At 43.9% G+C, this 14,038-nt stretch carries 13 protein-coding genes and 1 tRNA gene; 4 read left to right on the forward strand and 10 right to left on the reverse strand.

Annotated elements, in window-relative coordinates; translation table 11 throughout:
- Positions 1–27: 27 nt before the first annotated feature.
- Positions 28–2,457 (reverse strand): ATP-dependent Clp protease ATP-binding subunit, encoded by a 2,430-nt coding sequence (locus PCY71_RS08420; RefSeq protein ID WP_002908546.1) that lies wholly within the window; start codon positions 2,455–2,457, stop codon positions 28–30.
- Complete coding sequence (locus PCY71_RS08425) at positions 2,458–2,922, reverse strand: CtsR family transcriptional regulator (protein ID WP_002899234.1); 465 nt, start codon at positions 2,920–2,922, stop codon at positions 2,458–2,460.
- A gap of 146 nt (positions 2,923–3,068) precedes the next feature.
- Between PCY71_RS08425 and PCY71_RS08430 the strand changes: the two genes are divergently transcribed.
- Entirely contained in the window at positions 3,069–3,557 is a 489-nt protein-coding gene (locus tag PCY71_RS08430) for a hypothetical protein (RefSeq protein WP_172633371.1), read from the forward strand.
- Positions 3,558–3,656: 99 nt separating this feature from the next.
- Here PCY71_RS08430 and tsf read toward each other — a convergent pair whose 3' ends face one another.
- Together tsf and rpsB are read right to left on the reverse strand one after the other, a co-directional pair.
- Positions 3,657–4,700, reverse strand: coding sequence for a translation elongation factor Ts (gene tsf / locus PCY71_RS08435; protein WP_002894014.1), 1,044 nt, complete (start codon positions 4,698–4,700; stop codon positions 3,657–3,659).
- A 72-nt stretch (positions 4,701–4,772) separates the two neighbouring features.
- Positions 4,773–5,555 (reverse strand): 30S ribosomal protein S2, encoded by a 783-nt coding sequence (rpsB, locus tag PCY71_RS08440; RefSeq protein WP_002894015.1) that lies wholly within the window; start codon positions 5,553–5,555, stop codon positions 4,773–4,775.
- Positions 5,556–5,862: 307 nt separating this feature from the next.
- Here rpsB and PCY71_RS08445 point away from each other — a divergent pair.
- Together PCY71_RS08445 and PCY71_RS08450 are read left to right on the forward strand one after the other, a co-directional pair.
- Positions 5,863–5,933, forward strand: a tRNA-Cys gene (locus PCY71_RS08445).
- A gap of 129 nt (positions 5,934–6,062) precedes the next feature.
- Positions 6,063–6,755 carry a hypothetical protein gene (locus PCY71_RS08450; RefSeq protein WP_002916678.1) on the forward strand — a complete coding sequence of 231 codons (693 nt, stop codon included), beginning with the start codon at positions 6,063–6,065 and terminating at the stop codon, positions 6,753–6,755.
- Positions 6,756–6,985: 230 nt separating this feature from the next.
- On the opposite strand, the gene nusG is transcribed toward PCY71_RS08450, so the two are convergent.
- From nusG to pbp2a, 4 genes are all read right to left on the reverse strand, one after another.
- The gene (gene nusG, locus PCY71_RS08455) at positions 6,986–7,522 is read right to left on the reverse strand and encodes a transcription termination/antitermination protein NusG (protein WP_002894018.1); all 537 of its coding nucleotides are present in this window, start codon (positions 7,520–7,522) and stop codon (positions 6,986–6,988) included.
- A 327-nt stretch (positions 7,523–7,849) separates the two neighbouring features.
- On the reverse strand, positions 7,850–8,029 hold the full coding sequence (secE, locus tag PCY71_RS08460) for a preprotein translocase subunit SecE (RefSeq protein WP_002894022.1): 180 nt from the start codon (positions 8,027–8,029) through the stop codon (positions 7,850–7,852).
- A 9-nt stretch (positions 8,030–8,038) separates the two neighbouring features.
- Positions 8,039–8,191, reverse strand: coding sequence for a 50S ribosomal protein L33 (gene rpmG, locus PCY71_RS08465; RefSeq protein WP_002894024.1), 153 nt, complete (start codon positions 8,189–8,191; stop codon positions 8,039–8,041).
- Between the two features lie 68 nt (positions 8,192–8,259).
- Complete coding sequence (gene pbp2a / locus PCY71_RS08470) at positions 8,260–10,488, reverse strand: penicillin-binding protein PBP2A (RefSeq protein ID WP_002894025.1); 2,229 nt, start codon at positions 10,486–10,488, stop codon at positions 8,260–8,262.
- 176 nt (positions 10,489–10,664) lie between these two features.
- On the opposite strand from pbp2a, the gene PCY71_RS08475 reads away from it, so the two are divergent.
- Positions 10,665–11,540: an RluA family pseudouridine synthase gene (locus PCY71_RS08475; RefSeq protein ID WP_048773147.1), complete on the forward strand. Its 876-nt coding sequence runs from the start codon at positions 10,665–10,667 to the stop codon at positions 11,538–11,540.
- A 74-nt stretch (positions 11,541–11,614) separates the two neighbouring features.
- Here PCY71_RS08475 and PCY71_RS08480 read toward each other — a convergent pair whose 3' ends face one another.
- Together PCY71_RS08480 and galE are read right to left on the reverse strand one after the other, a co-directional pair.
- On the reverse strand, positions 11,615–12,589 hold the full coding sequence (locus tag PCY71_RS08480) for an acyltransferase (RefSeq protein ID WP_002908535.1): 975 nt from the start codon (positions 12,587–12,589) through the stop codon (positions 11,615–11,617).
- Positions 12,590–12,773: 184 nt separating this feature from the next.
- Positions 12,774–13,790 (reverse strand): UDP-glucose 4-epimerase GalE, encoded by a 1,017-nt coding sequence (galE, locus tag PCY71_RS08485; protein ID WP_048773142.1) that lies wholly within the window; start codon positions 13,788–13,790, stop codon positions 12,774–12,776.
- Positions 13,791–14,038: the final 248 nt, after the last annotated feature.

A 14,038-nucleotide genomic window follows, 5' to 3' on the forward strand; every position in this document is an offset into this window, starting at 1 on the left:
CAACTTTCCATTAAAAGACTGCACTTTCTAGGCCACTTCGAACTTGAGTTGGCCAGCCTTGACCCCGACCTTAAGAGTTTGACCCGTCATCAAATCTCCTGTCAAGAGGAGTTCAGATAGTTTGTCCTCTACCTGGGTCTGCAGAGTGCGGCGCAATGGCCGTGCCCCCATTTCCACATCGTAGCCTTCCTGAGCCAGCAGCTTAAGGGCACTAGCCTGGAACTTCAGCTCAATTCCCTTCTCAGTAAGACTGGCAATGAGCGGTTTGACCATAACCTTGACCACTTCCTGCATATCTTCTGCAGATAAGCTGTGGAAAACTACCTTTTCGTCGATACGGTTGATAAACTCTGGTCGATAAGCTTTCTTAAGCTCTTCCAGCATCCGTTTTTCCATATTGGCATGGTCCAAGCGAATATCCCGCGCTCCAAAGCCCACCGTCTTATCATCCCGCAAACTAGTTGCCCCCAGATTGCTGGTCATGATAATAATCGTGTTGGAGAAGTCCACCTTGCGACCCTTGCTGTCCGTCAGCTGACCATCATCCAAGACCTGGAGGAGGACATTGAAAATATCCGGATGCGCCTTTTCCACCTCGTCAAAGAGCAGGACAGAATAAGGTCGGTTGCGTACCTTCTCCGTCAGCTCCCCTCCTTCTTCATAGCCTACATAGCCTGGAGGCGCTCCATTGAGGCGGCTAGCCGCGAATTTCTCCATGTACTCACTCATATCAAAGCGGATGAGAGCAGATTCGTCATCAAAGAGACTTTCAGCCAAGGCCTTGGCTAGCTCTGTTTTTCCGACTCCTGTCGGACCTAGGAACATAAAGGAGCCAATCGGCCGCTTGCTGCTGCGGATACCAGACTGGTTCCGTCGGATGGCTCGGCTGATAGCTGAAATCGCCTCGTCCTGCCCAATCACGCGTTTATGCAGTTCTGTTTCCAAATTGAGGTATTTCTTCGCATCTGTCTGAGTCAGCTTCTGCACTGGAATACCAGACAAGCCACTCAGAGTAGCCAAAACATCGTCTTCTTCCACTTTCAGTTTATAGAGCTTGGGTTGCTGCTCTTGCTCAAGCAGTTGTGAAACCTTTTTAAAGTCCGCTGCCATCAAGGCTTGATCCACTGGCGTCAAATCCGACTGCTCGTAATTTTGCGGTCCTCTATTCTGCACTGTTGCACTGGCTTCGTCCAAAAGATCAATGGCAGAGTCTGGCAGATGCTTGCTAGTCAGATAGCGATGGGCATATTTCACCGCCGTCTCAATCGCCTGATCACTAATCTGCACCTTGTGATGGTCCTCATAGCTCTTTCTCAGACCTTGTAAAATAACAATGCTGTCAGCCATATTTGGCTCTTCTATGCTGACCTTGGCAAAACGCCGAGAAAGAGCCGCATCTTTTTCAATATGTTTCTGATACTCTTCCTGCGTCGTAGCACCAACTGTCCGCAGAGTGCCGCGAGCCAGAGCCGGTTTCAGAATATTGGCCGCATCCAAGGTCGAGTCAATACCGCTGCCAGATCCCATGATAGTATGCAGCTCATCGATGAAGAGAATGACATGACCATCTTCTTCAATGTCATTGATGATGTTGTTCATCCGCTCCTCGAAGTCTCCGCGAAAGCGAGTGCCAGCAACTACATTCATCAAGTCCAGCTCCAAAACCCGCATCTTAGCAAGTTCAGCCGGAACCTGACCAGCCGCTACACGCTGAGCCAGTCCTAAAGCCAGAGCTGTCTTACCAACCCCAGCATCGCCAACCAGCACTGGATTGTTTTTAGTCTTGCGACTGAGAATCTGAACTATTCGTGAAATTTCTTGATCGCGGCCAATGACGGGCTCCAATCGGCCATCTCTAGCCAGCTCCGTCAAATCTCGAGTGTAGTCTTCTAGCCCCCCGCTGGTAGAAGCTGGCATCCCCATCATATTGGCCATGGTCTGCTTAGCGGCCATTACTCCCTTATTCAGACTGCGAATAGCCTTGATATCTTCCTTGCCCCAGCCAGCTCGCTGCTCCAAGACCTTTCGCAAATCACTGATTTTCGGCCCCTGCTCTTTGTCCTCGTAGCTAAAGCCGGTAAATTCCAGAATACGAGAGGCCAAGGTACCCCGGTCAAATAGCATGGCCAGCAGCACATGCTCAGTACCTACATGCTTAGCCCGAACAGCTTCTGCAATCTGCCCCGCCTCCTCAAACAACTCCTCTAAGCGATAAGAAAAAGGCAGCAGCTCGAAGTGACCGTCTTTCTGATAAGCCTGACCAGTAATCTGAAAAGCCGCTTCTTCAAATCCATCAACTTCCACAGGAAACTCATTGAGAACTGAGCCAGCAACGCTGTAGGGATTATTAGCCAGAGCAATCAGCAGATGCCATGATTCCAGATAATCTGTCGTAAAATGGCCGGCCAAGAGCTGGGCTGCTTCCAAGCTTTCTATTAAGGCTTTTGAGTATTTCATTTATGATTCCATTCCTTTTCTGTCTAGTTGTTGTAAAATCTTTTTTAATATTCGGGCACGAATCACCGCAGCCCCATCACCCAAAATCGAGTCCGATGCTGTTGACAAGATTAGATTGCCCTCACGTTCAGTCATAATCTTCTCGTCAAAAAGAAGCTGAATAACATCTGTGAAAACCTGCTGGCTGACACGCTCCCCCACACTGTCGTACAGGCCGCAAAGCATCTGATGCCGGTCGGAAAATTCAATCTTTCCAATCCGAATATAGCCGCCGCCACCACGCTTGCTCTCGACGATATAGCCCCGACTTTCCGTAAAACGAGTCTTAATCACATAGTTAATCTGACTGGGAACCACCTGAAAAACATCAGCCAGTTCACTGCGTTTCAGTTCAACCATTCCCGCCTGAGCCAGAATAGACTTGATATATGCTTCAATACTGTCCGATGTGTTTTTTGCACCCATAACTTCCCTTTCCAGTTGAGAATTTCAGAATAAATTTCTTTTTTCCTTGCTTCTCTAACATTGACTATCTTTGACTAATATTATACCGGAAAAGTCTCTATTTTGAAAGAAAAAGGGATGACTGAAAGATCTGACAATTCAAACTAGTGAAAAAGCTTTGCTATACTTGTGTAACCGCTTGCTTTTTGCTTTTAAAGCGTTATAATATAGGTGGAAATCCACAAGGAAAAGACAGACAGAAACTCCTGCCTGCCAACTATCATCTAAACAAGGAGGATAATCCAATGAAAATGGATTGGCTCAACTATTCTCGTCATGTACTCAAATGGCTCTTTGCAGCTCTGAGTATTTTCACCATCTTTTCGGCTGACTATGTTGATATTCCTATCGGAGCTCTCATCGCCTGTCTTTATGCTCCCCTGCTCTTCGAACAGGAGCTGGTCAGCAACCGAGTCAAATGGTATAGCTTTCTGATTATGATGGTGGTTACTCTGCCCCTTTTGTTTATTACCAAAGTCTACCAGTTTAGCTTGACTTACCCCCAAACGACAGCTCTTCTCTTCCTCTTGGCAGTATTGATTTTTACCAATGGCTTGATTGCTCATAAGGAAGAAAGAGAAAAAGCAGCTAAGTGATGCTGCTCACCATTCTAAACTTGATGTTTAAAAACCTATAAAAAGGTCTGAGATTTTTTCTCAGACCTTTTTATCGTTCTATTTTTAAGCTAAAAACGATTAGTTTTGACCAAGAGCAGCAGCCATTGTTGCAGCTACTTCGTTTTCAAAGTCGTTAGCAGCTTTTTCGATACCTTCACCAACTTCAAAGCGAGCGAACTCAACTACTGAAGCATTTACTGATTCAAGGTAAGCTTCAACTGTCTTGCTGTCATCCATGATGTATACTTGTGCAAGAAGTGTGTATGCTTGGTCAACTTTAGTGTTGTCAAGCATGAAGCGATCCATTTTACCTGGGATGATCTTGTCCCAGATCTTTTCTGGTTTGCCTTCTGCAGCCAACTCAGCCTTGATGTCTTCTTCAGCTTGAGCAACAACTGCATCAGTCAATTGAGCTTTAGAACCGTATTTCAAGTGTGGAAGAGCTGGTTTACCAACCATTGCACGGCTTTCGTTGTCTTGATCGATGACATGGTTCAATTGTGCCAATTCATCTTTGACAAATTGCTCATCCAATTCTTTGTATGAAAGAACAGTTGGTTTCATCGCAGCGATGTGCATAGAGATTTGCTTAGCAAGAGCATCGTCTCCACCTTCGATAACGGAGATAACACCGATACGGCCACCATTGTGTTGGTAAGCACCGAAGTGTTGAGCATCTGTCTTTTCAATCAATGCAAAGCGACGGAAAGAGATTTTTTCTCCGATAGTTGCAGTTGCAGATACGTATGCAGCTTCAAGAGTTTCACCTGAAGGCATTGTCAAAGCAAGCGCTTCTTCGTTGTTAGCTGGTTTGCCTTCAGCGATTACTTTCGCAGTTGCATTTACCAAATCAACGAATTGAGCATTTTTCGCAACGAAGTCAGTTTCAGCATTCACTTCAACAACAGCGGCAACATTACCGTTTACGTAAACACCTGTCAGACCTTCAGCAGCAACACGGTCAGCTTTCTTAGCTGCTTTTGCCATCCCTTTTTCGCGAAGCAATTCAATCGCTTTTTCGATGTCACCATCAGTTTCAACAAGTGCTTTTTTAGCGTCCATGACACCAGCACCAGATTTTTCACGCAATTCTTTGACAAGCTTAGCTGTAATTTCTGCCATTTTTCTTCTCCTATTTTTTAATGTAAATAAAGGAGCTGGGCTGAGCCCTGCCCCTTTAGGTTAGTTTACTGATTATTCGTTTGAACCTTCAACAACTTCAACGATTTCTTCGATAGAATCTGCTTGAGTTTCAGTTGCAGCCAATTCTGCTTCTACTGATTCAACGCTATCTTCACCTTGACGGCCTTCGATAACAGCATCAGCCATTTTCGCAGTGATCAATTTAACCGCACGGATTGCATCGTCGTTAGCTGGGATGATAACATCGATATCATCAGGATCAGTGTTAGTATCAACCATGGCAACCACTGGGATACCTAATTTCTTAGCTTCCTTAACAGCGATTTGCTCTTTATGAGGGTCAACTACGTACATCACATCTGGGATGCGAGGCATATCTTCGATACCGCCCAAGAATTTTTCAAGACGAGCACGTTGTTTGTTGAGAAGAGCGACTTCTTTCTTAGGAAGAACTTCGAAAGTTCCGTCTTCTTCCATGCGTTTGATTTCTTTCAAACGAGCTACACGTTTTTGGATAGTAGACCAGTTTGTAAGAGTTCCACCCAACCAACGGTGGTTGATGAAGTATTGACCTGAACGTTCTGCTTCTTCTTTGACAGCGTCAGCAGCTTGCTTTTTAGTACCAACGAAGAGGATAACTGCATCGTTAGCAGCAGCATCACGCATAAAATCGTAAGCTTGGTCAGCATACTTTACAGTTTGCTGCAAGTCGATTACGTGGATGCCATTACGCTCAGTGAAGATGTACTTAGCCATCTTAGGGTTCCAGCGACGAGTTTGGTGACCAAAGTGAACACCAGCCTCAAGAAGTTGTTTCATTGAAATTACTGCCATGAGTAAATTCTCCTTTTTGTTTTTTTCCTCTTTTAGATTTCAGCTCGCAGAACCACCCGAGGGCAACAGTCCCACAATTCATCTAAAATGAGTATTTTGCCATTTACACGGCAACCTCTATTATAACAAAAGCGCAGCTCTTTGACAAGGCATTTACCAGATTTTCTTCCGCTAGCCACTATTCCCACTTCTCAGCAGAACATTTATTCTCCAAATTGTTCAGAATAGGAACATCTAATATTTTCTGCTTTGACTATGAAAGACTCTTGACGAAAGCAAGTATTTACGATAGAATAATAAGAGTCGCGGCGGTATAGCCAAGTGGTAAGGCACGGCTCTGCAAAAGCTTGATCGTCGGTTCAAATCCGTCTACCGCCTTCGTAAATATATTTCTAGAAGTCCCTCAAAGGGCTTTTTTATTGCATTTCCTATTGTTTCTAGCAAATTTTGCTGATATAATATTATAAAAACATCATTCATCATCAGCGAAAGGAAAAAAGATTGATTATGAAAAAAGTCAGCTTCTATGCCCTCAGCCTTCTCTCTCTGCTAGCTCTCTCAGCCTGCATGCCTGCCAAGCAGACACAGCAAAGAAAAAAGACGCCTAGCTCCCTCAAAGCTTCGAAAAGTTCAACCTCAACAAAGGAATCTAGCAAAAAAAGTTCCTCTTCTAGTGAAGATGATGAAGACTACTCTACTTCTTCTAGCTCTAATACTCGCAAGGACCCTAATGCTCAAATCAGCCTAATTGATCAGGGAGAGGCTCTGGAAGCTCTTGGGGATATCCCTGAAATTCCAAAATGGGCTGAATTTAAAACCATAAAAGTTGAGTCCCTTATAGGATCTGCTGGTCCTACTCCCAGCACCAAAGATGAGGTTGTCAGCAAAATGGGACCCGCTGACTCAGATATGGGAAGTGGCGGCTTTTGGCGAGGAACTGATTACAGCATCTTGATAAGTTTTAGTGACCAGGGAGCAGTAACTACCAAGACAGCCAGCCTACCTAATCCTAAGAAAATCAACAATCTCAAGGATGTGCAACCTGGGATGTCCGCGCAGGAGGTCGTTGCTAAACATGGACGCCCAGAAACAATCGCAGTCTTTGGCCACTCAACTGTTTTTGGATGGAAAGGTCAAGATGGCAAAGATTACAGCGTCATGTTCGATCAAGATAAAGTCTATCAGATTGTTGAACCGTAAAATGTAAATTTGCTATTTTAAACTTTAGATTTTATAGAACTCTATTAATTTCTCTACCCAGAACAATCAAATCGTTGGGGTAATGTCTACCTATCAAATGAAACAAACTAAAGACATTATTGACTCCGTCATTAAGGATAAGTAATCTCACACTTCGTTCCAAAAACACAAAAATCCAAGACTGAAAAAGTCTTGGATTTTATTTTTGACGAGGATAGCGGCTTCGTCAATTAAAGCTCTGCAATTTGGCTAAGATTAACTTCGGCCACGGTGTCATTACCAAACATGGAAATAATCATCTTGACTTTGTTATTATCAATCTCCGTAATCTTACCTGTATAGTCAGTAAAGGCACCATCGATGATTCGAACGGTATCCCCAACCTTGACATCCAAGTCAAATTCCTGCACTGTTTGACCCATGGAGATGAGAATGTTGCGAATCTCTTCTTCCAAGAGCGGCGTTGGTTTAGAGCGGTTTCCGTGTGACCCGACAAATCCTGTTACATTCGGAGTGTTCCGCACGACAAACCAAGCTTCATCTGTCATGACCATTTCCACCAAAACATAACCAGGGAAGCGATTTTCTTCGATTTCCTTGGTCTTGCCATTTTTCTCTACTTGCACGGTCTGAGTAGGGATTTCCACGCGCAAGATATTTTCCAGCATATTATAAGTCTGAGCGCGCTGCAAAAGATTTTCTTTTACCTTGTTTTCATAGCCTGAATAGGTCTGCAGTACAAACCAACCTTTGTCAAAACTGTCCATGAGTTCATCCTTTCCTAAATAAAAAAGCCTGCGGGCTTCTGCTTCTTTCTAGCCCTATTATACCATAATTTCCTCAAATGCAAAGGAATTTAATAACTATTTTCCTGACAAATCAAAGTCTTGCAATTCTGCCCAAAAATTCTTGAATCAGCGTTGTCTAGTATGAGAAATTTTTATTTCAAACGATGAATTATAGATAGATTTGATTTTTTTGAAATTGTCGGCGCGTAAATAAGGACATACGCCAAAAATCCCACCTACTGACAATAGGTGGGACTTTGAATGATATGGCTGCCGCAAGATTCTTCTCTATTTCTACTTCAGTTGTTAAGAGAAAATATTCAGAATCTGGAATAGACCGCTTGCCACTACTTTGTCAAAGATATAGATGATCACTACAAAGAATGCAGTGTATTCCATGACAGAGATAAAATCTGTCCATCTTTCTTTTCGGGTAGGCCAAGTTGTATCTTTCAATAATTTAAAAACGTCTTTAAAGAATTTCACAACAATCTCCTATCTAGTTTCTTTATGCAAGGTGTATTTACTACAATGCTTACAAAATTTATTAACTTCTAAACGCGTTGGTTTTGGAGTGCTACTGAGCTTAACCGAGTAGTTCCTAGAACCACAGACTGTACACGCTAGACTCGCTTTTTTTAATGCCATAACGCCTCCATCTTTCTTATTATAGCAGGATTCTATGCTTTTGACAAGCCGTTCAGCTCTTTTAAATCCTATTGAAACCAGCTGGTAACAGTATCCCAGAGATTCTTAGCTTTCTCAGGAATACCAGTGTCATCAATGGCTTTCTTGGCTTCATCCACCAGATTTTGAGCTCGGTCCTGAACGTCCTGCAGGAAGTCTTTGTTTTCAGTTGTAGTACCCGTTTCCTCCGTACCATAGGTGTCCACAGGGGCAATGCCGTTGGCAGCATAGGCATTCTTCTGCCCTTCAAAGGAAGTTCCTTCTGTATATGGCAGGATACTATTGGCAACATTTCGGAAAACCGCCGAGGCTTCATTCGCACTGGTCCCAGTTAGATAGTGGGTTTCATCAGTTTTTGGAAAGCCTAGCCACTGGCTGATAACCACATCCGGCGTATAACCAATAACCCATTGATCACCAGATAGATCTGGGTTAAAGTCCGTTTCAGTCGTACCGGTCTTACCAGCCATAGTATAGCCATACGGAGCCGCATAGATACCTGTACCGTTCGAGAAAGTCCCCAGCATCATGCTGTTCATCTTGTCAGTCGTTGAGCTATTGAGGACCCGAGTAGAGGTTTGGCGATGGGTCTTGACGACCTGACCGCTGGCATTTTCAATTTTTGTAATGAGATGGGCATCATTCATCACACCGCCGTTGGCAAAGACTGAATAGGCCTGCGCCATCTGCATTGGATTGGTTGTAACTCCGCTTCCTAGTGCTACTCCCAAAGTCTTATCAACCTTGTCCATATTCAGACCAAACTTTTTCCCGTACTCAAAGGCCTTGTTGATGCCTAGCTCGTCTACAGTTGAAACAGCTGGAATGTTCAGAGATTCTGCCAAGGCTTGATACATTGGAACTTTGGGGGAGCTTTGGATATTGCCGTAGTTGTTAATGGTATAGTCGCCAAAGGTGGTTCTAGTATTATCCAGCTCCTTATCTGTCGGCCAACCAGCAGCGACGGCCGGGCTGTATGCAACCAAGGGCTTGATAGTAGAGCCAGGGCTGCGGGAGGACTGGGTTGCATAGTTAAAGCTTCTGAAAGTCGAGCCTTCTGCACTATTGACTCGCCCGACTAGTGCTCGCACACCGCCGGTTTTTGGATCCAAGGCAACACTGCCCGACTCAGCCATAGTGCCATCTTCTGCTACAGGAAAGAGAGAGACATTGCTGTAAATAACCTGCATGCTGGCTTGGTAGTTCTGATCCAATTCAGTGTAAATGCGATAGCCATTATTAACAATCTCTTCTTCTGTCAAGCCGTAGTCATTGACCGCTTCATTGATGACCGCATCGAAATAGGACGGATAGCGATAGTCTTCTGACTTACCGGCATACGCATCAACCAGCTGACCACCGATTCCTACAGCGGCAGCCTGATCGGCTGTCCCCTGATCAATAAAGCCTGCAGCAACCATATTTTGCAGCACCGTATTACGACGATTGGTCGCATTTTCAACTGAATACAGTGGATTATAAATCTCCGGACCCTTGAGCATACCAGCCAGAACAGCCGACTGGTCCAGACTAAGCTGACTAGCCGAAACTCCGAAATATTTCTTAGAGGCATCCTCCACACCCCAGACCCCATTCCCAAAATAGGAATTATTGAGGTACATGGTCAGGATTTCCTGCTTGCTGTATTTCTTATTGATTTCCAGAGCCAGGAAAAATTCCTTGGCCTTCCGCTCAATGGTCTGGTCCTGAGACAGATAGGCATTCTTGGCCAGCTGCTGGGTGATGGTAGAACCCCCACCCGAGCGACCGGCTGTCAGGATAGCTAGGATAAAACGACTGTAGTTAATCCCGCCATTCTCATAGAAAGTCCGGTCCTCTGTCGCGATGACAGCATTCTGCAGGTCTTGACTAATCTCGGTCAGCTCAACATAAGTTCCTTTCTGACCAGACAGGCTTCCCGCTTCATTACCATCCTTGTCAAAGATGAGCGTGGTAGCTTTGAGGGCATTCTGCAAATCCTTGACATTGGTCGTCTTAGCCACATAAAAGAGATAGCCACCGACCACCAGACCAAAGGTCAAGCCGAGAATCAGGAATATCTTGGTCAGATGAAACCTGCGCCAAAAACGACGGATAGGGTGCTGAGAGAGAGGTTTCTTCTTGGTCTTGCCCGAACGGCTGAGTCCAGACTTAGCCTGCTCTTCTGTCAGCTCTACCTCCTCTGCTGCTTCTTTTTGAGGTTTCTGTATGGTAAAATAATCTACTAATTTTTCAAACAAATCTTTTAAATTCTTCATAAACCTTATTTTATCACCTTATTTAGGTGCAGACAAGAAAGTACCCTATTTCCCGTCTGATTTTTAGTTATTTTTAAGAAAAAGGGTATATTAAATAGCCGTTTAAAAGCCTCTGCAGCAAGTCTTATCCGACACTGCCTATTTTCAAAGTTATAGCTTTCTGCTACAATAAATGTATGAAATTTACACTGACTATCCCAGATGGACTGCCCGCCATGACAGTCAAAGAGCTGCTGGAAGAACAATTTCTCATTCCGCGAAAAATTCGGCACTTTCTGCGGACCAAAAAGCATGTGTCCGTCAACGGCCTAGCTATCAACTGGCAGACTGTAGTCAACCCCGGAGATGACATCTGCCTGATATTTGATGAAGAGGATTATCCTCAAAAGACAATCTTATTTGGAAATGGCGAACTCGTAGAGGAGCTCTATCAGGACCAACATCTCATTATCGTCAATAAACCTGAGGGTATGAAAACCCACGCTAATGAACCAACAGAGTTGGCCCTGCTTAATCATGTTTCTGCTTACGTCGGTGAGACCTGCTATGTCGTTCACCGGCTGGATAAGGAAACCAGCGGTGCTGTCCTCTTTGCCAAGAATCCCTTTGTCCTGCCCATCCTCAATCGACTGCTGGAAAAGCGAGAAATCAGCCGTGAATATTGGGCTTTGGTCCAAGGCAAGTTCCCAGCTAAAAAGCTTATCTATAAAGACAAGATTGGCCGCGACCGCCATGATCGCAGGAAACGGCTGGTCGACCCCCGAAAAGGACTCTATGCAGAGACCCATGTGACTAGGGTCAAGCAATTTGGGCAGGCTGCCTTGGTCAAATGCCAACTCAAGACTGGACGCACCCATCAGATCCGTGTTCATCTAGCTCACCACGGACACCCACTTATCGGTGACCCCCTTTATCATCCGCAGCCCCAAGGGCGGCTTATGCTTCACGCCCATCGGCTGACCTTCACCCACCCTTTTACGCTGGAAAAAATCACCGTCGAAGCCCACTCTGACAGTTTTGAAAAAGTATTGAGCAGTCTGAACGCAAGATAGACTAAGAAAAGCAACAGTATGGTCTGTTGCTTTTAGTTTGGAGTCAAAGCGAGGATAAGCTATGACAGCTTACATCACTGAGCCGGAAGTGCACTGATAAGTCTGGGCCGGATGGCTTTCTGAAAAACTATGCTCAGCAAGTAAGACAGTAAGAAAATGATAAAAAAGCCAAAACTATAAATGGTATTCCGAGGCATTATCGACCTGAAAATGAAGATAATAAAAGGATGGATGATATAAATCATGGTGGCGTACTTTTTGGCAATATTATTCAAAATCGGAATATCAATATTGGTCCCGTTTCTGACCGCATAGAGGAAAATTGCACTGGAAGACAAAAGGGTACTGGGATAGAGGTCGTACTCCGTACCCATGAAACAGTACTCAAGCAAAATCAAAGCCGCTATTCCCAAGCCAATCGCCCATTTCCTGACAGAAGACAAGTCGTAGGCTAAAATCCGGTCCCGATGCTTGGCAAACTGCATGCCTAAAATGAAAAAGGGAAGCCCCATAAACAGGAAGTTGCGATAGTAAAATTCACTGTCTGTATTGAACTCGATACAAAAGGCCAAAACTAACAAGAATAAGGACACACCAAAGCTAGTTAAACGGTGGAAATGATTATAAAAAACCAGATAAAGCGTGTAGATATAGGAGATAGCCAGCAAATACCAAGTCGGTGTAGCAGCTGAACCAATCAAGTCTCTGGGACTGTTAAAGAGGAAAAAGTCTGCAAAATCAGACAGGTCTATAGATGCCATCTTTTCTGTTAGTTCTCTGGTCAGCACTAGGTTGACAAAATGCACGATTGTGTAAAATAGGAGACTGGCAGCTGTCAAAAGGAGCATCTGCTTGAGACGATACTTGACCTTATCCCTGGAAATATTAAAGGAAAAATAGCCCGACAGCATCATGAAAAAGGGAACTGCAAAGCGGGCCACAATTTGATAAAAAACGCCAAATTGCCCCGGCAGCAGAAAGTGTAAGGAAACAATACTAAAGCAAGCTAGGGCCTTAAAAGCGTGCAAAGTTGTGTTTTCAGTCTTCATGCAGACATTATAGCATGTTTATTATTACAGCTCATCAAGACCAGATTACACGCCCATTAAAAAACATATCAATTGATGACATTCTTTAAAAAGTTTTGCATCTGCAGGAGAAGACAGCTCTTATATAGAAAAACTCTTCTGCACTATTACATGAGAGTTTTATTCACCTGACTGATATTCTATGTTAGCTTTCATAGCCATTAGGATTTGAGCTTTGCCATCTCCAAGAATCTCGCATCATATCTTGGAGAGTTTTCTCAGCTTTCCAGCCCAAAATGTCATGCGCTTTGCTTGCATCAGCATAGCAAGTCGCCACATCTCCAGGTCGTCTATTCTTGATAACATAAGGAATTTTCACACCATTGACATTTTCAAAGGCCTTAACCATATCCAGTACACTATAACTAGTTCCTGTACCAAGATTGAAAACAGCGACGCCCTTGTTTTCTAAATTATGTTTCAAAGACAAAACATGGCCCTTGGCTAAATCGACTACATGGATATAATCTCGCACTCCTGTACCATCATGCGTATCATAATCATTTCCGAAAATGCTAAGCTCTTGCAATTTACCGACCGCAACCTGAGTAATATAAGGCATGAGGTTATGAGGAATTCCATTTGGTGCCTCACCAATCAGACCAGACTCATGAGCACCAATTGGATTGAAGTAACGAAGATTAGTTACAGACCAATCTGAATGTGCAAGAGCAAGATCCGTCAAAATCTGTTCCATCATCAGCTTGGTGTAACCATATGGATTGGTCGCTGAAATAGATAAATCTCCTGTCAAGGATGAACAATGATTCATTCCATAGACCGTGGCACTGGAGCTAAAGATAATATGTTCTACCTTGTGCTCTTTCATAACTTCAAGAAGAGCAATACCAGCACTGACATTATTTTCGTAATATTTAAGTGGTTCCCGCACCGATTCTTCTACTGACTTATAGGCCGCTAAATGAATGACTGCATCAATGTGATTGTCTTTGAAAATCTGGTCCATCAGATTTTTATCAGAAATCGAACCCTTGAAAAACGGAATATTCTTACCAGTGATAGTTTCTAAGCGCTCTAGCACTTCTGGAGAGCTATTCGAAAAGTTATCCACGATAATGGCTTCATAGCCTGCTACGACTAGTTCAACCACTGTGTGACTTCCTATATACCCCGCTCCACCTGTGACTAAAATTTTTTTCATAGGACACCTCTTCTTGCTAATCCTCAAGTTCTCTTTAATTTTACTATTGCAACTAACAGGTATTTCTCTTTCTAAAGTTGACCGCCGAATTCTGCACCTACTTAAAATACCAAAAACTAGCCCAATTTGCTATCCTAGCAGCTCTGCTCTCCTGATGCCTTTTGAAATCTCTTCATGGTAGAATAACTTGCAAAACCATTTATATTCCCAGGCATAAAGAACGGAATTATTTTAGCTAATTTCTAGTT

This window comes from Streptococcus sp. SN3, from assembly GCF_030439905.1.

Bases quoted from the DNA above. Each gene is read 5' to 3' on its own strand.
- PCY71_RS08420 (WP_002908546.1), bottom strand. From the start codon at position 2,457: ATGAAATACTCAAAAGCCTTAATAGAAAGCTTGGAAGCAGCCCAGCTC.
- PCY71_RS08425 (WP_002899234.1), bottom strand. From the start codon at position 2,922: ATGGGTGCAAAAAACACATCGGACAGTATTGAAGCATATATCAAGTCT.
- tsf (WP_002894014.1), bottom strand. From the start codon at position 4,700: ATGGCAGAAATTACAGCTAAGCTTGTCAAAGAATTGCGTGAAAAATCT.
- rpsB (WP_002894015.1), bottom strand. From the start codon at position 5,555: ATGGCAGTAATTTCAATGAAACAACTTCTTGAGGCTGGTGTTCACTTT.
- PCY71_RS08450 (WP_002916678.1), top strand. From the start codon at position 6,063: ATGAAAAAAGTCAGCTTCTATGCCCTCAGCCTTCTCTCTCTGCTAGCT.
- nusG (WP_002894018.1), bottom strand. From the start codon at position 7,522: ATGGACAGTTTTGACAAAGGTTGGTTTGTACTGCAGACCTATTCAGGC.
- rpmG (WP_002894024.1), bottom strand. From the start codon at position 8,191: ATGGCATTAAAAAAAGCGAGTCTAGCGTGTACAGTCTGTGGTTCTAGG.
- pbp2a (WP_002894025.1), bottom strand. From the start codon at position 10,488: ATGAAGAATTTAAAAGATTTGTTTGAAAAATTAGTAGATTATTTTACC.
- PCY71_RS08475 (WP_048773147.1), top strand. From the start codon at position 10,665: ATGAAATTTACACTGACTATCCCAGATGGACTGCCCGCCATGACAGTC.
- PCY71_RS08480 (WP_002908535.1), bottom strand. From the start codon at position 12,589: ATGAAGACTGAAAACACAACTTTGCACGCTTTTAAGGCCCTAGCTTGC.
- galE (WP_048773142.1), bottom strand. From the start codon at position 13,790: ATGAAAAAAATTTTAGTCACAGGTGGAGCGGGGTATATAGGAAGTCAC.